At 55.7% G+C, this 19788-nt stretch carries 20 protein-coding genes; 13 read left to right on the top strand and 7 right to left on the bottom strand.

Features of this window, described 5'->3' with window-relative positions:
• Positions 1-10 precede the first annotated feature (10 nt).
• The 3 genes from FDP08_RS01025 to FDP08_RS01015 all read right to left on the bottom strand — a co-directional run bounded on the left by FDP08_RS01025 (position 11) and on the right by FDP08_RS01015 (position 2114).
• Positions 11-1279, bottom strand: a complete 1269-nt coding sequence (locus tag FDP08_RS01025; protein ID WP_137434192.1) for a trypsin-like serine protease — start codon at positions 1277-1279, stop codon at positions 11-13.
• Positions 1280-1389: 110 nt separating this feature from the next.
• Entirely contained in the window at positions 1390-1572 is a 183-nt protein-coding gene (locus FDP08_RS20655; RefSeq protein ID WP_427901848.1) for a DUF3135 domain-containing protein, read from the bottom strand.
• A 341-nt stretch (positions 1573-1913) separates the two neighbouring features.
• On the bottom strand, positions 1914-2114 hold the full coding sequence (locus FDP08_RS01015; RefSeq protein ID WP_137434190.1) for an IS110 family transposase: 201 nt from the start codon (positions 2112-2114) through the stop codon (positions 1914-1916).
• Between the two features lie 227 nt (positions 2115-2341).
• Between FDP08_RS01015 and FDP08_RS01010 the strand changes: the two genes are divergently transcribed.
• From FDP08_RS01010 to FDP08_RS20395, 3 genes are all read left to right on the top strand, one after another.
• Positions 2342-2779 (top strand): CPBP family glutamic-type intramembrane protease, encoded by a 438-nt coding sequence (locus FDP08_RS01010; RefSeq protein WP_170978943.1) that lies wholly within the window; start codon positions 2342-2344, stop codon positions 2777-2779.
• Positions 2780-2869: 90 nt separating this feature from the next.
• Positions 2870-3637 (top strand): SGNH/GDSL hydrolase family protein, encoded by a 768-nt coding sequence (locus tag FDP08_RS01005; RefSeq protein ID WP_137434188.1) that lies wholly within the window; start codon positions 2870-2872, stop codon positions 3635-3637.
• Positions 3634-4050, top strand: coding sequence for a DUF1330 domain-containing protein (locus tag FDP08_RS20395; RefSeq protein WP_137434187.1), 417 nt, complete (start codon positions 3634-3636; stop codon positions 4048-4050). Before FDP08_RS01005 ends, FDP08_RS20395 begins: the two co-directional genes overlap by 4 nt.
• On the opposite strand, the gene FDP08_RS00995 is transcribed toward FDP08_RS20395, so the two are convergent.
• Positions 4047-5282, bottom strand: a complete 1236-nt coding sequence (locus FDP08_RS00995) for an autotransporter outer membrane beta-barrel domain-containing protein (protein ID WP_137434186.1) — start codon at positions 5280-5282, stop codon at positions 4047-4049. The genes FDP08_RS20395 and FDP08_RS00995 overlap by 4 nt on opposite strands.
• A gap of 366 nt (positions 5283-5648) precedes the next feature.
• On the opposite strand from FDP08_RS00995, the gene FDP08_RS00990 reads away from it, so the two are divergent.
• On the top strand, positions 5649-7439 hold the full coding sequence (locus tag FDP08_RS00990) for a caspase family protein (protein ID WP_137434185.1): 1791 nt from the start codon (positions 5649-5651) through the stop codon (positions 7437-7439).
• 33 nt (positions 7440-7472) lie between these two features.
• Here FDP08_RS00990 and FDP08_RS00985 read toward each other — a convergent pair whose 3' ends face one another.
• Complete coding sequence (locus FDP08_RS00985) at positions 7473-8231, bottom strand: tetratricopeptide repeat protein (protein ID WP_137434184.1); 759 nt, start codon at positions 8229-8231, stop codon at positions 7473-7475.
• Between the two features lie 235 nt (positions 8232-8466).
• Between FDP08_RS00985 and FDP08_RS20650 the strand changes: the two genes are divergently transcribed.
• From FDP08_RS20650 to FDP08_RS00945, 8 genes are all read left to right on the top strand, one after another.
• A complete protein-coding gene (locus tag FDP08_RS20650) occupies positions 8467-8661 on the top strand; it encodes a CPBP family glutamic-type intramembrane protease (protein ID WP_427901847.1) in 195 nt (64 codons plus the stop codon).
• A 5-nt stretch (positions 8662-8666) separates the two neighbouring features.
• Positions 8667-9881: a serine hydrolase domain-containing protein gene (locus FDP08_RS00975; RefSeq protein ID WP_137434182.1), complete on the top strand. Its 1215-nt coding sequence runs from the start codon at positions 8667-8669 to the stop codon at positions 9879-9881.
• 395 nt (positions 9882-10276) lie between these two features.
• A complete protein-coding gene (locus FDP08_RS00970) occupies positions 10277-11131 on the top strand; it encodes a sensor domain-containing diguanylate cyclase (RefSeq protein ID WP_137434181.1) in 855 nt (284 codons plus the stop codon).
• A 235-nt stretch (positions 11132-11366) separates the two neighbouring features.
• Complete coding sequence (locus FDP08_RS00965; protein WP_137434180.1) at positions 11367-12179, top strand: PEP-CTERM/exosortase system-associated acyltransferase; 813 nt, start codon at positions 11367-11369, stop codon at positions 12177-12179.
• 60 nt (positions 12180-12239) lie between these two features.
• Positions 12240-12392, top strand: coding sequence for a thioredoxin family protein (locus FDP08_RS00960; RefSeq protein ID WP_137434179.1), 153 nt, complete (start codon positions 12240-12242; stop codon positions 12390-12392).
• Complete coding sequence (locus tag FDP08_RS00955; protein WP_137434178.1) at positions 12389-12679, top strand: DUF1330 domain-containing protein; 291 nt, start codon at positions 12389-12391, stop codon at positions 12677-12679. The genes FDP08_RS00960 and FDP08_RS00955 overlap by 4 nt, the downstream gene beginning before the upstream one ends.
• 21 nt (positions 12680-12700) lie before the next feature.
• On the top strand, positions 12701-13672 hold the full coding sequence (locus FDP08_RS00950) for a Gfo/Idh/MocA family protein (protein WP_137434177.1): 972 nt from the start codon (positions 12701-12703) through the stop codon (positions 13670-13672).
• Between the two features lie 44 nt (positions 13673-13716).
• Positions 13717-14118, top strand: coding sequence for a methyltransferase family protein (locus FDP08_RS00945; protein ID WP_137437180.1), 402 nt, complete (start codon positions 13717-13719; stop codon positions 14116-14118).
• A 562-nt stretch (positions 14119-14680) separates the two neighbouring features.
• Here the strand turns inward: FDP08_RS00945 and FDP08_RS00940 are convergent.
• Entirely contained in the window at positions 14681-15613 is a 933-nt protein-coding gene (locus FDP08_RS00940; protein ID WP_137434176.1) for a formate/nitrite transporter family protein, read from the bottom strand.
• Positions 15614-15800: 187 nt separating this feature from the next.
• Here FDP08_RS00940 and FDP08_RS00935 point away from each other — a divergent pair, with 187 nt between their 5' ends.
• Complete coding sequence (locus FDP08_RS00935; protein ID WP_137434175.1) at positions 15801-17153, top strand: GMC oxidoreductase; 1353 nt, start codon at positions 15801-15803, stop codon at positions 17151-17153.
• Positions 17154-17520: 367 nt separating this feature from the next.
• Here FDP08_RS00935 and FDP08_RS00930 read toward each other — a convergent pair whose 3' ends face one another.
• Positions 17521-19632 (bottom strand): EAL domain-containing protein, encoded by a 2112-nt coding sequence (locus FDP08_RS00930; protein ID WP_137434174.1) that lies wholly within the window; start codon positions 19630-19632, stop codon positions 17521-17523.
• Positions 19633-19788: the final 156 nt, after the last annotated feature.

Genomic DNA, 19788 nt, shown 5'->3' with positions numbered 1-19788 from the left:
CCGCTGGTTCCTAGGGCCGTGGTTTGATACAAAGCGCCTGCCCGACGTAGGGCGAATCGTGGGGCTGTCCGCCGCTGTCTAAGTCGAAGGCTCCGAGGTAGGCACCCGATGGACACCAGGCCTTACCCACCCCATGGCTTTCTTGCAACCCGACCGGCCACCAGGCGGTGGACCCCCAATTGTTTATCGAAGGCGCGGTGTGACGGCAGCACAGTGCCTGGCCAACGATCGGTGAATCACGACCGCTAAGCGCCCGGTCGCCGTCAAGGTCAAATTGCGTGATGTAGCTGCCCGGCGGGCACCAGGCGCCGCCGGCCTGGTGACTGCGGGGGCCCACCCGGACCCAGTTGCATTGATTCCAGGCGGATGGAGCAGCTGCCGGGGCACAGCATCGCGCCTGGCCCACGATCGGCGCATCGTGTTCATCAAGGCTTCGGTCGCCTTCAAGGTCGAATTGAGTCAAAAATTGTCCTGAGGGGCACCAGGCCGCGCCGGCACCGTGGCTCTTTTGCGGCCCCACCGGGTACCAGCCGCAACTTCCGTAGGGTGCATCAGGCAAACCGGCTATCCAGTTAAAGCTGGTGTGCGTGGGCCGGGTATTGGTTTCCCTTCCGATCCAGGAGATGACGGCTACCAGCCGCCCTGTTTGATCAAGGACCGCGCCACCCGAGTCACCGGGACAGGCGTTTTTCCCCGGTTGGATGAAACGCACCGCATGGGCGATAACTTCGGCGGTAGGCAAGGCCAGCCATCGCTTCTGCCTCGGGCCCTTACAATCGTTTCCGGTGTGGCCGTGCCCAACGAGCCAGAGTGTTTCCCCTAGCCGAGGCAGCACACTTGGGTCCTGAAGTGGGATTGGCCTAACGCCCAGTGCCATGGTGTGAGCTGGCACGTCGAGGTCGAGCACCGCGAAATCGTTCAGATTCCAGGTTGGCTGACTGTATTGAGGGTGAATACGCAACGTGCCGGGGATGGTGATGTTTGTCAAATAGACCGACTCGTTCACGGTCGTTGCCGGGTTGTCGACCGGATGCACATCGAACAGCTTGAATTCCGCCCGGGTCCTGCAGGCACCAAGCTTATCGCCGGGGCAAAAGCAGTGCGCCGCAGTCAAGACCTGGGTCGGCGATATCAGCGTACCAGAACAGCCGTCAACCCGGCCGACACCATCGTACTGGCCAGGATTCACCGGTGTTCCCACCGACAATGCCAAGGCAATGGCAGGGATAAAGAAGGATAGACAAGCAGCAAGAACTGAGAAAGCGCCAAGATTCCGCATGGGTTCCTCCCGTAGCGGGAATAGAACTGCCTAAAGTTCAAGATAGGACATTCAACGACGACTGCATTGACACAGATCAGAAAACCGGGGTATTCGGTAGTCTCGAAGCGCTAATCCACAGAGGAATGGGACCGCCGGAAATGCAGGGCTCGGGCGTTTGCTGGTGCCGATGGTTCAGAGGAGCGCTGCTGACAAAGCAGGGCCTCAATGACGAACTGAAGGCCCCTTAGTCGGCGTTGATTACTCACGGAACTGCGGCGGATACAGTCTTCCATCAGTTCCGAGCGTAATATCTCGAAGCCTTCCGCAACAGATTGGTGGACGTGGTGGCTGCCGGGTCTTAAATGGTGGTGCCGCCCTGCAAAGCCCAGTTACATATTTTTACACTTGGTGCGCTAGCGAACAAACCGGTACCGCCGATAATGTTGCCGATGAGTGCCGGGGAAATGTGGTAGACAAAGGCGGTAAAGATGTCAGACAACTGGGACACCCATGAGGATCAAGGATAGCTCACCGAGCTATCCCCTGGCTTTCACCTCAAAAAATCATCGGTGCCTGACCGCGTCCAAGGGTTACAGACAGGTGGTTAGCGCTCTCGCGTGCCAGTCTCACAGTGGTTCACGGCCAGGGCGCATCAGGCACTTAGCGTGCTCGGGAGGTTGAAGGTCGATTCGACCGCGACGCCGTGAAGGTCCTTCCGAAAAGAAAGTAGTGCCGCTTCGATAGTCTGAATATCGTTTGGCAGGCGTTGTTGGAAAACAACGTTGTCCTGATGGTCAATAATGACGGCAACGCTGTTGTTGGAATGAAGATCAATGGCGCAGAATAGGTTCATGTCAGCCTCCTGTAGTGGCAGGTTCTGTTTTGGCCAACTACCAGCCTACTCCCGATGACGGACTATGGGAGGCTGGCTACATGATCTTCAGATTTATTTAAGCGAATTTGTGAATCCTCAACCCTATGATCTCAGCAAACCCTGGTAGGTACCTCAGTAACAACCTCGCCCAGAGTCTTCTGACCTCCCCTTTTCAAGCCCCGCTGAAGGCTTGGGCACTGGTGCCCGTGTTCGCAATCATAGCGGTGTCTGTCGGTTTCGGCGCCGGTTTGTTTCGATTCGGGTGGCTGGACTCGCCAATCACACCCGTACTACCCATCCTGTTGTTTGTGTTCCCGTCACTGCTCGAAGAGGCCTTCTTCAGGGGCGTACTGATACCCCGAAACATACTGGCCTCGGGGCACGCAAAGGCTGCCTGGAGCGTGGCAGTCAGCACTCTGGTCTTCGTGGTGTGGCATCCGCTCAATGCGCTGGCGTTCAACCCCACGGCTATTCCTCTGTTCCTGAATCCGTGGTTTCTGGTTATCGTAGGCGCTATGGGTGTCACCTGCGGCTATGCTTATGTGCTTTCCCGGTCTATCTGGGTTCCAGTGATCATTCACTGGGCTGCGGTAACGGTTTGGGTGCTTTTTCTTGGCGGCAGAAATCTTGTGCTGGAGCTGTAACCCTTTGCCCGGACGGCATCAATCGCAACGCCAGTACCGACGCCAATTCAGGTAATCTTCAGTAATCCACAGCAGGCCAAAGAGAACTCAATGCACCTTCCATTCTGGCTAACCACCGCCCTGCTCTTCCCGGTGCTGCTTTACCAGGGCAAACGCGCCCGGAAGACAACGCCCAGACTGCCGGAAGCCCATGGCCCTTCCTGTGGTCATTACGGCGAGGGTCAGCCGGATTTGCGTCTTCTGGTGATCGGGGAATCCACGGCAGCCAGCGTCGGCGTGACCACTCATGACCAGGGCCTTGCCAGCCAGCTGGCGCTGCAACTGCATGAGCGTACAGGCCGAACCATTTCCTGGCATACCTTTGGAGTAAATGGCATCCGTTTGGATCAGCTTAATCGGAAACTGCGCGGTGTTGATCTTCCGCAGGCCAATGTGGTTCTGCTGAGCATGGGGGTCAACGACACAACGGGCTTCACGCCCAGGTATCGGTTCCGCCGGCAGCTACTGGCGCTTCGCGACACGCTTGCCGCGGGGTACCCGGGGCCGGTATACCTGCTGAGTGTGCCGCCCATACACCTGTTTACTGCGTTGCCCGCTCCACTCCGGCAAGTCATGGGGTGGCGGGCCCGGCAACTGAACTCGGTCTATGAGCAACTGGCCAGGCAGGCACCCTCGGGTTTCCGGTACCTGAGCTATCCCGCAATAACTGATACATCACTGCTTGCCAGCGATGGCTACCATCCCGGTAGCAGGGGCTACCGGGCTATTGCTGAAGCTCTGGTAAGTCAGAAACTGAAAAGTGGCGCAGGTGTATTCTACACTGCTGATTACTCTGAGCGCCTGAGAGGACAAGAATGACAGCCTACGTAATCGGCCAGATCACCATAAAAGACCCAGCCAAATGGGAAGAATACCGGAGCAAAGTACCTGACACGCTCGCTCCCTGGCGTGCCGAACTTGTACTCCGTGGCGTACGGGCAAAAGTGCTGAGCGGGAAACACCCCCACACGGATACCGTTGTTATTCGCTTCCCGGACCCGGAATCGGTGGTTAACTGGCAAAACTCCGCCGCGTATCAGGCACTGATTTACTCTGGCAGAAGGTCTCTTGAGGGAATATGGACATTTCGATTCAGAAAGGAGCCCGAAGACCTATCGGGTATACACTGCCTTGTCCTCGAATGTGGTTACCCCGCTAACGAGTCCCAGACTGGGGCATGGCTCGAGGCGTTGCGGGCTGGTCGTGAGCAACCTTATAATTCCCTGCATTAAAATTCCTGTCTCACGCCCACGCTGAATCTGTCGTTGTCATGATTGCTGTATGCCACCAGGCGTTCATAACTGATAAACGATTGCAGGCCATTCGCAAACACCGCCACCACGCCAACAAGTACATTGCCGTAATCGCGATCAGGCGCGTCGTTGTTGTAATTAAAGACATTGTTGGCCAGATCGTCCTGGAAAGAAAAAGCGATGTCGCGCTGGTCGTCCTGGAACTCATGCACGTACTCCAGGTACAACTGCGGCAATAAAACGCCGTGGTCCCAATTAATGGCTTTCGATAATTGTACGCCCAGATGCGAGGTGAGCGACTTTTCGGCCTGCCCGCGAACGATTAACGCCAGCGGCGCAAGGGCACTCGATGGGTTATTGCTTTTTACCGTTTCCGTGTAACCATCGATATCGGTTTTTTTATAGCGCAGTGCCAAACGCGGGCCCAATATGAGGGAATCCATTGTCATATCGTAACCGAATTCAATACCGGCGTTGATTTCATCCGCATCGGTGTCACTTGCCAGCACTCCGTTGGCAACACTGTTTCCCATGCTGACTGTCGAATAGCGCTCGGTTTCATAGTCGTGGTTGTTGTAGCCCAACGACCAGTTAATGTAGGCTCTGGTTGCAAAGATATATTCACCAAAGGCCATCAACCCATAACTGCTGTTATCAAATCCGCCGCTGTTCTGGCCCTCGATCCTGCCATCGAAATCACCATCCACTTTAGCGTAATTGAACGCCATACCCAGGCTCGCGTTCTCGTTAATCAGGTAATCCAGACCCGCCAATATCGCAATGCGATCTGATTCAAACCCCCGGCCTTCAATGGGGGTGGGGTCTTTTTCATGGGTTTCGAAGTCCGACGTCAGAAACACGCTTACAGGGCCCAAGTCCACCCGTGCCAAATCGCTGCGGGTGTCATCCTGTTTTTCCAGTGCCCCGATGCTGATTTGCGAAGTTGTTGTCCCACCGGTACTTGAACTCGCTGCACCACCATCGTCACAGAATAATGCCAGATTGCTACCAGCGTCCGGGTTGATCCCCGACGCACAACTGTTTCCTACCGCGTTATTGACCGCGGTATCGAGGCTCTGCGCCGCGTATACCGCTGGCGCGAGCAGGAGGGACGTACCCAACAAAGCGGCGCTCAGCGGCAATCTGCTGGCGCGCATCAGGTCTTTTGTCAGTGCGGCTAAATCAGGCGGTAGGGAGGTGATGACGTTCATAATTTCTGCCTTCCGTTGTGAAACCGGACACACATTCCGCTGCTACAACGAACCACAACAGTGAAAAGCATTTATTCTGACAAATAGCGATCTACTGAAACTCGGCTTATTTAACTTGTAGAACCACTTAACACTTAAATTGTAGTTTAGAAAATTACATTTCAAAAATAACATTATAATCCTTTGGTTATTAGTACGTTTTCTTTAATTCTTTTTCCCATTATTTATATGTCCGACATTGATGAAAAAAATAACAAGTAGGGTATTGCGACACATATTATTATAAAAATTAATGTAATTATGTTCTAGAATTAACAGAAGAACCTTTAGTGGCAAGACATTCGCCGGAAAGGCACAGAGGCCAGCATGTACCAATCCTTCCTAACGACTCTGCTTCGATTCGGACCACATGTTATTGCGATGGTTTTGGTCATTGGCTGCGGCAATTCCCCCCAACTCGATAGCAATGGACAGGAAAAGATTTCCCCGCCGATGGCTCCTGCTGCTGAAGCACAGGAGTACACCGTCGTTAACTGTTTGCTGCCCGGTCAGATCCGGCATCTGGGCGGTATGACCTACGTAGGCAAACGCAAACCAGTCAAGACCACCGTTGGTGACTGTCAGTTACGGGGCGGCGAGTACGTCCTTGATGATCCCGCGAGCTATCAATCGGCGCTGCGCATCTGGCAGGAAGCCGCCAATCAGGGCGACGCAGAAGCGCAATATTACACCGGCGAGATTTACGAAAAGGGGCTGGCCGATCAGCAGCCAGACTACCCGTTGGCCGCCGCCTGGTATCAAAAAGCGGCCAGCCAGGGGTATAAGCGTGCCGCCGTCAACCTCGGGCGACTCTACGAACAAGGCCTGGGCGTCAAACAGGACCCGGTAGAAGCCGTGCGCCTTTACCGACAGGCCGCAGGGCTGGATGACAATAGCCTGGCATTGCTCCTGGACCAGACCGTTGCGGCCAGCAACCCCCAGCCAAACCAACAAGTGTCAAATCGCCAACGAGAAGTTGCGCAATTGCAGCAGCGACAATTGCGCGCTGGGAGCGGTGCAGCATTGCAATCAACTGGCTCGGTTGACGCACCTATAATCGACCTGGTTGACCCGCCGCTGACCGCCAGTGGAGGGTCGATCCGCTTAACGCTCCCCGAGGGCGAGCGCCAGCAAATTTCCGGACGGGTCATTGCCCCGGCTGGGCTGCAGTCGCTAACGATAAATAATCTGTCCGTACCCACCTCCGACGATGGTTTCTTTAAGACCCAACTGCCCAAATACCGCAGCGGTGACAGGGAGACCAGCTTACAAATTGTCGCCGTCGACAACCGTAGTCAACGCGCCACCCTTCGAATAATTATCGCTGCCGGGACCCGAGGCGCTGCAGAGCCCGAGCGTCAAAAAATACCCAACAAAGGTTTCGGTCGCTATTACGCCCTGGTGATCGGCAACGACAAGTACCGCTACTGGACACCGTTGGATAATGCGGTTAACGACGCACGCTCTGTGGCCCGCCTGCTAAGACAATATTACGATTACGAAATCACCGAGCTCTACAATGCCGATCGCGCAGCTATCCTCTCGACCCTCAACAATCTGCGCAAGCAATTAACCGAAAAGGACAACTTGCTCATTTACTACGCGGGCCATGGGCATTTGGTAGAGCAGCTGGATGAGGGTTACTGGATTCCAGTGGACGCCAAGCAGGATGAGGACACAGAGTGGATTTCGACCCGCAACATCACCGGTCAACTGAAAATCATGTCCGCCAAACATGTACTGGTGGTAGCCGACTCCTGTTACGCGGGCACCCTCTCCCGTGGCTCTCTGTCCCGCTTAAGGCCGGGGATCTCTGACCAAAAGCGCCAGCAATTACTGCAGTCTTTCGCCAGCTCCAGAGTGCGCACCGCGCTCACCTCCGGAGGCGTGCAACCGGTACTTGATTCCGGAGGCAGTGGCCACTCGGTCTTTACCAAGGCCTTTCTTGATGTACTGCAGGAAAACGGCTTGACCCTTGAAGCCGAGCGCCTGTTTCTCGCCATCCGCGAACGCGTGTCCAGCGCCGCGTTCGATCTGAATGTGAATCAGATACCCACCTATGAACCCATTCACATGGCGGGCCATGAGGCGGGCGATTTTGTATTTGTACCGCGTTAGGAGTTTGTCGGCGCGGGAAACCGTGACCGGCTGCTAGCGAGGCTTTAGTTGTTTGATCAACTTGTCCGTCGCTTTGGCATCGTCGTTGCCCGGATCGCTTTGCAGCACCCGATCCACCAACTGCTGCGCCTTGTCGAATTGTTCCAGTTGCACATAGACCCGCGCCAGAGTATCCATCACCACAACGCTCGCTGGATTGATCTGCTGGGCAAGAAGCGCCAACGGCAACGCCAGATCGGGTTCGGCTTGCAGCTGGTACACCCAGGCCATCTGGTTGAGCGGGTTAACCAACTGGCGCAGTGGCTGCCCCGGCATTGACAGCGCCAAGCGGTATGCCTCCAGCGCGCCGGCAAAATCGTTTTGCAACTCTTTCTGGATACCGGCTTGCAGTAACTGTTCACTGGCTGCAATGGCCAATTCGCGTAACTGCGGCTGTACGGTGGGCGCGACCGAGTCGTCGCTCCGTAGGCGCAAACTCCCAGCACCCTGCTTCAGCTCTACAGACGCTGCGATAGCACCAGGCGCTGCGTTACTGACGTTCAGTTCCGGGCTGCCCTGAATCACCATCACCGAAATCAGTACCGCCCCGAACAGGGCAAAACTGGTACCCGGAGCGGCATTCTTCAAGGTCAGCTTGAACCCACCACCCTCGAGTGCGGCATCGGATTCATTACTGGACGCCAGGCCCTGCAAAAACAGGCGATAGCCGAGCACAACAATCAACACACCGGCGGCAATAACCGCCAGCCGAAACAGGGTTGCGTATATTAGAAAGCTGGTTGGCAGATCCATGATGGCGGGCCCCTATTAACCACATTATATTGGCAGGTTGATATTTCCAAGTCCATATTGCCAGGGTAATAGCCCGAGGAGATTGATGCTCTGAGATCCAGACTAACCGTTGACCTAAAGGGGAAGGAGTGATCTATTTTTTGATAACCTGATGGGGCTGGGAATAAGACACTGGTTTCGCAACCCCATGATTTCAAAAAAACCTTTAAATTCGTTCTGTGGCATCCCTTAAGCGCTGGCGTTTAACCCCACGGCTATTTCTCTGTTCCTGAATCCGTGGTTTCTGGTTATTGTAGGCGCTATGGGTGTCACCTGTGGCTACGCTTATGTACTTTCCCGGTCTATCTGGGTTCCAGTGCTCATTCACTGGGCTGCGGTAACGGTTTGGGTACTTTTTCTTGGTGGCAGAAATCTTGTGCTGGAGTTGTAATCACTATGACGGAATCCAAACAGGTTACTGGCCTTTCTTCAGACCACCTTTCTTACATTGAAGACCATCTTGACCGTCGCTATATCCAGCCGGGGAAATTGCCCGGCACGCTGACACTGGTGGCCCGGCGTGGGGAAATTGCGTATCTGAAAGCTCAGGGGCTGATGGATGTGGAGCGCAATAAGCCGGTCTGCCGGGATACGGTTTTCCGAATTTATTCCATGACCAAGCCGATTACGTCTATCGCCATGATGCAGCTCTATGAGCAGGGGCGGTTTTTGCTGGATGATCCCGTACACAAGTACATTCCGGCCTGGAAGAACCTGCGGGTTTACAAAAGCGGTATCTATCCCAACTTCCTGACCGCACCTGCAACCAGCACCATGACCATTCGCGACCTGTTTACCCATATGTCAGGCCTGACCTACGGGTTCATGAACCGCACCAACGTTGACGCCGCCTACCGGGAGCTGAAGCTGGATGGCAGCCGCAATATGACACTGGAAGCGCTGGTCGGTCATCTGGCAGAACTGCCGCTGGAGTTCTCACCGGGTACCGCCTGGAACTATTCGGTGAGCACGGATGTGCTGGGGTATCTGGTGCAGTTGCTGTCTGATAAGCCATTTGATGAGTATCTGCGCGAGCATATCTTTGAGCCTTTGGCCATGCCGGACACCGGCTTCCATGTTCGTGACGATCAGCTTGACCGTTTCGCCGCCTGCTATCAGTACGATTCTGTCGATCAGTTCAAGCTGCAGGACGATCCGCAGGCGTCCCCTTTCGGGGACAAAAGGAAGTTTCTGTCTGGCGGCGGCGGGCTGGTTTCCACCATTGACGATTATTTCCACTTTGCCCAGGCACTCTGTCAGGGCGGCGAGTTTGGCGGGCGGCGGATCATTGGCCGAAAGACTCTGGAATTCATGCGTCGCAATCATCTGCCCGGCAACCAGGACCTGCCTGGCCTCTCTGTCGGTGCGTTCAGCGAAACACCTTATGCCGGGAGTGGCTTCGGTCTGGGCTTTTCGGTAAAGACTGACGTCGCCAAATCCCAGATCAACGGATCGGTCGGCGAGTATGGTTGGGGTGGCCTGGCGAGTACCAACTTTTTTATCGACCCTGTGGAGGAGATGGTGGTGATCTTCATGACGCAACTGATCCCCTCATCGACCTACCCGATCCGTCAGGAATTGCGGGCTATTGTTAATGGGGCGTTGGTTTAGGGGTTCCCAGCGTAATGTGGTTGCTTTAGGTGCGGTAAAAAACTCGTTCAAAGGACGTCTAACTTCCGACCATCGGCAGCACTGCAATGCCTCGCCTTCCAGCTTAGCGGGCCACCGCTGAGCTGGGGAGAAGGCTCATTCAGTATCAATTAGCCTCAGCCGGACCAATCTTTTGGCGCAGTGCAACAAAAAATTACCCGCCGCGCCCAGCGCTATGCAATTATATGAAGAAGCCTCCAAGAAAGAAAAAGCGTCAAAGAAAGGAGAGGTCCGTTGGAGAATTGCGCGAACCCATGTTTTCCGTGAAGGCCCGGCCACACAGGCGATTTTTCGACAACCTGTTGCACCCGCTGGACGATACTTGACCTCTATGAATCACCAAATCTCCCTGAACTATGCCCGTTGATCTGAAAGCGCTTTACCCCAAACTGACCAATTTGTTGCTGGACGCTGTCTTTGTAGTCGATCAGAACGACCAGATCGTCTTTGTGAGCGATTCGTGTGAGGGACTGCTCGGGTATCGTGCCGATGAGCTGACGGGCACACTGATCACCGACTATGTGCATCCAGATGACCTGGGGGTCACACGAGCGTCCATTGTTCGAGTTATGGACGGTCAGTCCCACAATGACTTCTGTAACCGTTACATCCACAGAGATGGCACTATTGTATACATCCTCTGGTCTGCCCGTTTATCCGAAGAGGACGGTGTGCGGATCGGTGTAGCGCGGGATGTAACGGCCCTGAGGCAGGCCGAGGAGAAACTGCGTTTCCTCGCCCATCACGACCCATTGACAGGGCTTACCAACCGATCATTGTTCCATGATCGACTTGAGTCAGCCATACGCGCAGCCCATCGTCACCAGAGCAGCCTGGCTTTGCTGTTTCTGGATCTCAATGACTTCAAGCGCATCAATGATACCCATGGACATGCCATGGGTGATCGAGTGCTCTGCATGATTGCCGGACGGCTGGAAGGCTGCGTTCGAGAGACGGACACGGTGGCCCGGATGGGTGGCGATGAATTCACTGTGCTGTTGACGGACATCCAGTCGGCGGAAGCCGTTTCAAAAAAGGTGGAACAAATCATCGCAGCCGTAACCGTGCCCCTGGGTGCCGAATTCGGCAATATCAAAACGCCGTCCTGCAGTATCGGCGTGGCCTGTTATCCAGCGGACGGGGAGGACGCCGGCACCCTGTTGAACCATGCTGATGACAACATGTACCGGCTGAAACGGCAACGTACGTAATCCTGACTGACGAGTTGCACCGGTTCGAGGCCTTTGAAGTGGGCTCCGTTTGGGGCTGGGGCGTGTCATGCGTATCGGGGGAAGTCCACTGACAGAATGGCTTAGCCCACAAACTTCAACTACGCTTTTTACCTGGGTACCCAATAGCCCGCCCCTGGCTGTTCCGGCGGACTTTCAATCGACATGACCTATGCGGAACAACACTTCCCGCAAGGAAAGATTGGAGGACTTGCTCATGCCTGCATACTCTCCATTTCATAACGATGGACAAAATCCAACAGCCTCAGGGGAAACCGAGAACCTCAGCGGCCTCTTCAAGTCCTTTTTCGAGATTGAGGTCGCCACCACCGAGGAATTGGTCAATAAAGTCTTTGAAGTCCGGTACCAGGTCTACTGTATCGACAGAGCCTTTGAAAACCCGATGCAATTTCCCGACAAAAGGGAGCATGATGCTTACGATCCGCGCTCGGCTCATGCCTTGATCCGGCATCGGAAAAGCGGAGACAGCGTCGCGGTTGTTCGACTCGTTCTGGCGGGCGATAACCCGGAGCAGTCAGACTTCCCAATGGAAGGGCCCTGTATCCACAGAATGAGCCAGCAAGCCCAGGAAACGATTGCGGCGACTCCCCGGCAACACATAGCCGAGATTTCCAGAATGGCGGTAAGTCGGGAATTTCGTAGGCGTCTCAACGAACAGGAATCAACCACTGGTGTTACTGATCAGACCTCCTACGCTGATGCCGAGGGCGGCAGGCGCGCCATGCCCTATATCAGTCTGGGCCTGTTCGCCGCTATCCTGCGGATGTCAGTCAAACACAATGTCACACACTGGATGGCGGTAATGGAGCCGGCTCAATTGCGTCTGTTAAAGCGGTTTGGTGTGGAGTTTGATCACGTCGGACCGGTAATGGAGTATCACGGCCTCCGCCGACCAGCCTTCACCGAAGCGGAATCCCTGATCAATGGGATCCTCCGGCGCCGCCCGGATGTCTGGAAGTTGATTACCGAATCAGGTCGTTATTTGCCCCCCATACCCGTCAATCGGTGAACGACTGCCAAGGCAGATACGCAATCCTAGGATGTCACAGCTCTAACACTTGGAGATCTAATGGGTTTTACGCCGAAGTACACAACCGAAGCACCCCAGTTGCAGGAAGTCCAACAGGCTCGGGGCCCACTCGTTCTGGAGTTCGGCACTTCCTGGTGCGGCCACTGCCGCGCTGCCCAGCCTCATATCGAAGAGGCGTTTACCTCGAAATGACAGCCTACGTAATCGGCCAGATCACCGTAAATGACCCAGCCAAATGGGAAGAATACCGCAGCAAGGTACCCGCCACACTGGCTCCCTGGGGCGCCGAACTTGTACTCCGTGGCACGCGGGCGAAAGTGCTGAGTGGGCAGCACCCCCACACGGATACCGTTGTTATTCGCTTCCCGGACATGGAATCCGCCGTTAACTGGCACAACTCCGCCGCGTACCAGGCACTGGTCCCGCTACGCACCCAGGCGGCGGACGTGGATCTGATCAGTTACGAGGCCGACTCGTAAGGTTTTTTTGCGGAGACAAACATGGATTTCAATTGGGGCCTTATTGGGCCAGGACGGATCGCAGAGAAGTTCGCCGGGGCAATGAAAGCCGAGGGGGTTGGTACGCTCAAGGCTGTCGCCAGTCGCAACGCTGATCGTGCCCACGCGTATGCCGATCACCATCAGGTCGAAACCGTCTACAACGATTATGCAAAGCTCTACCAGGATGACAGTCTGGATGCCATCTACATTGCCACCCCGCATAATTTCCATCTCGAACAGGCGCTGGCAGCGATAGCCTGTGGCAAGCACCTTCTGGTAGAAAAGCCTCTCACGGTCACCGCTGCCGATTCCGAGCGTCTGTTCGCAGCTGCCAGGGCCAAGGGGGTGTTTGTGATGGAGGCGATGTGGTCTCTGTTTCTACCGGTCTATCAACAGGCCAACGCCTGGCTGGCTCAGGAAAGAATCGGTGAGATCAGCGGTCTCCGGTCCTCCTTTGGCTTTGTGGTGCAACGCAAACCTCACGACCGCCTTCTGAACCCCGACCTGGCCGGGGGCGTTTTGCTGGACATGGGAATCTACACCGTCGCCACGTCCCAGTGGTTCATGCAGGCTGATCCCGACGACATCGTTTCCCAGGTTCATATCGGACCAACCGGGGTTGATGAGACCGTTGCCATCCAGCTGCATTATCCTGATGCCAGGGTCAGCCAGTTGCTGTGCAGCTTTGAAAACAGATACGACAACGAACTCACTGTTTTTGGCAACAAGGGGCGTATCGTTATTCACAGCGATTTCTGGCAATCGGAAAAGATCAGCCTGGTTGGCAATGACAATAGCGTTCAGACTGTGGACTGCCCGTTCGAAGTCAACGGCTTTGAGTACCAGGTCCGGCATGTGGTCAGGTGCATCGCAGAGGGAAAGACTCAGAGCGAGGTTATGCCCCACGAACGCACCCTTGCCAACCAGCGGATTATGGATCAGGTACGTCGCGATGGAGGGTTGTTCCAGTGAAGCGCATCCCTCCCCTGCTTCTGGTGCTGATTATCGGTGCCGCCATGTGGTGCATTGCTACCGTGACTTTACCTTTACCGCTGGAAGACACCTTCCGCAGGGTTGCCGCTGGTGTGATGTTTGTTGTTGGCACACTGTTTCCCGTGGCTGGCGTGGTGGCCTTCCGGCGTGCCAAAACCACGGTAGACCCTCGCACGCCCGAGGCCAGTTCAACTTTGGTCAGCTCCGGTATTTACCGGTATTCCCGCAACCCCATGTATGTGGGGTTTGCGGTCTGGTTGTTGGCCTGGGCTGTGTTTTTGGGGTCTGGCTGGGGGTTACTGGGGGTGATGTTTTTTGTGCTGTATATGAACCACTTCCAGATTGCCCCCGAGGAGCGGGCCCTGCGGGCGTTGTTCGGTGATGAATTCCGGGCCTATGAGCAACGGGTTCGCCGCTGGCTCTGAACCCCGGTCTCCTATTTGGGGTCCACAAGGCTGCTAGCCGACACGGCTCACTTACATATCTTTACACTTGGTGCGCTAGCGAACAGACCGGCCAAAGCCAAGGGCATATGATGGTTACAGATGAGGCGATGGATTAGCCGGGACAGGACGTCACATCATGCGCCCTAGGGATGAGGCGCGATCTTAACTCAGGAATGAGGCCCCTAACGGCCTCTTTGGCAATATGGCTATGGACCCGCAGTGCCCTTTTGCACCGGCCTCGCTCCCAGCGCAGGCCGTTTTTCTCATCTTAAACCGGGACACGCTCAGTGCCTGGTATGTATTATGAATTTCTCATTTCCCCGTTCACCATACACCCTTGCCCTGCTGGTTTTTCTCGGATTTGCCGGGTTTCTTCTGTCTGGCGCTCAACTCCTGGTGAACAATATCGAGATAACCACCCCGGAAAGCAATGTAAGCCCTCAGCCTATGCCTGAATTCTCATCACTTCGGGGTGAATACGTCCGGGGCCAGAGTTACCAGACGCCTCCTTTCTGACCCGTGCAGAGTCAGGGGTGCCGTATCACATTTCTTCATGAACCTGGCCATAGGCAAGCATCGCGAACAACCCGGTACCGCCGATAATGTTGCCGATGAGTACCGGGGAAATATGGTAGATCAAGGCGGTAAAGAAATTCATTTCCCCATTGAGCACCAACGTGAAAATTTCGTTTGACCCGGCAATCACGTGAGTAAAGCCCCCCGCTGCAATCAGCCAGGTAAACATGACGATTACCAGCACTTCCGACCTCTTCGCCGAAGGCAGCATCCACACCAAAGCGGCTATGAAAAAGCCTGATGGAATACCACGCAAAAGTGTCTCGGCCGGGGTCAGCGTTGCCAGGTGGCGCGATATATCCAGGATCGCCGTGAGGGTCTCGACAGTAAGGATGCCCCCGTGGACGCCGATGGCGGCGGTAACAAACGTGCCAAACAAATTTGCCGCAAGCACAATGCCCCAAAGGCGCCCGGTGCGATAGAACTGGTTGCGCGTTGGCTGGGCCAGAACCGGCAGCACGACGGTGATGGTATTCTCGGTGAACAGTTGCAGTCGGCACAGAATCACGAGGACAAACCCGGACGAGTAACCAAGGCTTTCAATCAACGTAAGATAGGGGTGAGTTGAGCCCAGATTGGAGCGGATAATTCCCTCGACGAGGACCGAGGTCGATATTCCGATACCCGCTGCCACACCGGACCACCAGAGGGAGATTATCGGGCGTTGCAGCTCCTCTTCGCCCTCACGATGGATGATGGAGTAAAGCGTCAGTGAAGTCAGGCCGCCATGTTCGGCAACGGTGTCACGTTCTTTCGGAGTCAGTGACTTTTCGCTGGACGTCGGTGTCTGTTCGCGGGTTTCGCGATCCTCGGCCTTGGCGCGGGACTCTTGCTCGTCCGCGGCTTCCTTTGCCTTCTTTTTGGAGGAGTCATCCTGGTTGGCTTCCCGGTCACTCATTCAACTGTCCTTTCGCCATCCAGAAACGTTCGTGTTGCTGCAAGAGTATGCCCGCAGGAGCGCAGTGTTCAGTGCCTATGATGATAGCTCAGATACTGAATTTGGACACAGCACCTTCAACACTGGTCTATTATGTAGTTGTGGAGACCAGTGAAAGTGGAATCCGTGGTCAGGGAAGGCTGAATCTATGATTCTCAATCAACCCGGGCGCCGTCATTACGACGTTATCATCCTCGGTAGCGGTCCCGCTGGCATCACCACGGCACTCGAGTTGTCCAAGGATTCTTCCCTTGACGTCGCCGTCATCGAGAGCGGAGTGCTGGAGCCACACCCAACCATCCAGACCCTGGCCGGCGTCCAGTTACATGGCGATTTGCCAGATGATTACTTCCCTATGCACACACAACGTTGCTTTGGCGGTAGCTCGACCATCTGGGGCGGGTACTGTGCCGTGCTGGAGAAGAGAGCCTTCACCGCGCAAACGTGGCCTATCCCCTACCAGGAAATAAACCGTTGGTATCCAGCTGCCGCCCGCATTCTCGAGCTGCCAGACGACGCCTATCGCCAACCAACGGTGGCCATTGAAGGAACATCAGAGCTGGTTTACAAGCCCTTCTACGTGAGCCCGCCGGTCCGGTTCAATAAAAAGTACCATTCCTTTTTCCTGCACCATCCCCGCGTTGACCTGATACTTGGCACCACCGGGTTCCGCCTGTTAACGCAGGAGCGCACCGTCACCGCTCTGGAACTTCGAGACTCACTGGCACCCCGGCTCTCACCCACGCTCGTGTCGGCTGACACCTTTGTGCTTGCCTGTGGAGGGGTGGGCAACCCGCGGATGCTGCAGCTCTCTGATATTGTTGACCCGATGCCCGTCGGGCGGGGGCTGATGGAGCATCCACACCTATACGCGGTGGCGGAGATGTATCTGGACCGGGACCGGCTCCCGGTGGGCGCCGAAGAAGATCCGTACCTGGTACACGCACTCCAGTTGTCAGACAGCTATTGCATCGACAAAGGGGTGCTGTCTTTCAGCGCTGATTTCAATCAGCGGCAGATGACCCCTACCGTATTACTGGGCAAGCGGCGCGAGATGCTTCATACCCCGGTCACTATTCGGGCCGAGATTGCTCCGGATTTCAGGAATTCCGTACGAGACAGCGACCAGCGCAATTACCTTGGAGCGCCCTTGCCGCGGGTTGATTTCCACTACCGTTACCGTGATCTGGCGCGTGAGAGCTGGCACCTGTTCGGCAAGGCACTGTTGCGCTCGGGATTGGGACGCCCTTCTGTCCTGCAACCCGACTTCAAGCTGCACGATGGCGGACACCTGATGGGCACAACACGAATGGGGCTGTCGTCGGCCGATTCCGTGGTCGACAGCGACTGCCGCGTGCACACAACCGATAACCTCTATGTGGCCGGGTCGTCGGTCTTTCCAGCCGGTGGTGCTTCTAACCCAACCTACACCATTGTGGCCATGGCGCTGCGCCTGGGCGCGCACCTTGCCAGCACTTCAGGAGGTAATGCTCATGGATAGGCGCACCTTACTCACCGGTCTCGGCGCTGCAGCGACATGGCTCGGCCTCAGCAGTTGCACGCGGTTTGTGCTCAACGGGAGCGCCCCTGAGAGCGGCAACATAGCCGCGCCCATAACACCGCTCAGTAGACAACTGGCGGAGCTCGCAGATCCACTTTTCCGCGATTACTCGGCGGGCATGTCTGTGGACGCGCTACACTCAGGGTTGGCGCACAAAGGCGTCATCTCAGCACACCACGGAATAAACCATAGCAAGATGATTGTTCTGGCCGGTCATGAGCCGCTCATTATCTATAAAGGCTTTTACTACACACAGACCGAGCTCGAGTTGTACGCCCTGGCGTATCTGCGTACAGGACAAAACCGGTTAACCCTCCCGCCGTCTTAGCAATACCTCGAAATCATTCTGGCGAAGAGGCCGGGAGAACAGGAAGCCCTGGGCATAGTCACAGCCGGCACGGGTGAGGAATTGCAATTGTTCTTCAGTTTCAACGCCCACGCCAACCACCTGGACGCCTATTGCGTGAGCCATAGCGATGATGCTCTCCACTATACGATCGGCATCGCCACCCTGGCCAGTGCCCTTGATCAGCTCTCGGTCTATCTTGACGCTGTCCATATTGAACTCCTGAAGAGCCAACAGGGAGAACGGTTTGATTCCAAAATCGTCGATTGCCAGGTGTAGCCGCAACCCTGCCAGACCCAGGCTCTTGACTGGATTGAACCCGGAAGCATGAATGTTGTTAAGGGAGGCCGGGGTCAGTTCCATGGTGATGCGGCTCTCATCGAGTCCAATTTCTATCAGCCGCGCTCGCCACTGACCCACAAGGCTTCGGGTCACAAAGGAGGCCGGTGATTGGTTGATGTTGATGGGAAAGGACTCGCCACTCGGGTCGCGCCATCGGAGCGAGCAGATCACTGCCTGCTCCAGCACGAAGGCAGTGATGGCCTCGGTCAGGCCGCTGTGCTCAGTAACGCTGAGAAAGGCGGATGGAGTCAGCAGCCCCTTGTCCGGATGATTCCATCGAAGCAAAGCTTCTGCCCTTGATATGGCTCCCGTGCGGATGTCGACGATAGGCTGGTAGTAAACCTCCAGCTGATTATCCCTGAGGGCATCATCCAGTTCCCTGTTCAACCGCATATAGCATGATTCGCTCTGCGCCATTGAGGGCTCGTAGACTCTGATCTGTTGGCCTCCACCCGCCTTGGCGGCGTACATGGCCTGATCGGCATTGTGCATCAACTGTTCCGTTTCCCTGCCGTCATCGGGAAAAAGAGCCAGGCCGATGCTGCCGGAAATGTGTGTCTGTTGAGAGTCAATGTCAAACGCCTGGTCGAGGCTATTCAGGAGTCCCTTGGCCACCTCCGCTGCACCATCCCGGCCGGTTTCCTTCAGGATCAGGGTGAACTCGTCTCCGCCGAGGCGGGCCACGGTGTCCATGGCCCGTACCTTGGCGCTCATACGCTCGGCCACCTGAGCCAGAAGCTTGTCACCGCCGCTGTGGCCAAGCTGGTCGTTTGCCTGCTTGAAGCGATCCAGGTCGACGAATAGCAGGGCAAAGGAGCTGCCCTTTCGTAAGGCCTCCAGCCGGGTCTGCTCCAGTCGATCAATGAACAGCCGCCGATTGGGGAGGCCGGTGAGCTCGTCAAAATTGGCGCTTCGCCAGACCTGATATTCCGCCTGTTTGCGCTCAGTGATGTCCCGCGACGTCTTCACCACCGCTTCCACTTCGTTCTGGTCGTTCAATACCGGGACCAATTGACAGTCCAGGTACAACTCGCGACCTGACGGAGAATGGTGATGATACTCCCTGCGCTGAGTCTGACCCGTGGTAACGGATGTGGTGATCGCGTCTTGCAACTCTGTGGCCAGGTCCACACTGAGCTCACCTGGGGTTTTACCAATGAGCTCCTGGTGCTTCGTGTTGACCAGATCGGCCATTGCATCGTTGAGAAACAGGTACCTGCCATCAGGTTCAAATATGGCGGCCGGGTCAGGAGAGGCTTTAAGCATGGCTTCGATGAGGCGTGAAACCTGATCCTTGATGGCCGAGAAGCTGGCTATTGAGGAAGCAATCAATTGATCGATGGACTCGTTGAACCGCACCAATTCATCGATGTCTTTTTCAGTGAGGCCCCGCCGCTGAAGGCCCCAGGCCCTGGTAACCCGTGCCCGCAGGGCCCGCAGTTCCTGCACCATCTGGAGCATGGACATACCCTGCTGTAAACGGTGTGTGCCATGTTCACCTCCGATGTCCGAAGCAGGTTCTTTGCCTTTGCCAAGAGCCTTGCTTGCAGACTCTTCGCTGGTCTGGGAGGTACTGAGGTCCCGGGAGATGAAATCCAGCATCTCACGGGCGTGGTCTCTCAGGGCGGGGCTGTCTTTGCCCTTCAATGCCGGTGCGATTTCCAGCACCGCTTCTTCCCAGTCTTCGAGCAGGTGCTCCATGTTCGTCTGGATAAATTGAGCCAGCTTCATAGCCAGGGGCCTCCTCCGTGATACGTTGGCGTCAGTACTGTCGTAAAGCGAGGTACGATACTTGAAGTTCCCAACGAGTGACCGTTAATTGTACTTTAAATATTACAGCCGACTTTCGTTTGTGCGGTAGCAGACTGCTAACGGGTTTATAACTAG

It is taken from the genome of Marinobacter panjinensis (genome assembly GCF_005298175.1).
GTDB classification, from domain to species: domain Bacteria; phylum Pseudomonadota; class Gammaproteobacteria; order Pseudomonadales; family Oleiphilaceae; genus Marinobacter; species Marinobacter panjinensis.
This window is presented reverse-complemented; position numbering and strand designations above follow the sequence as displayed.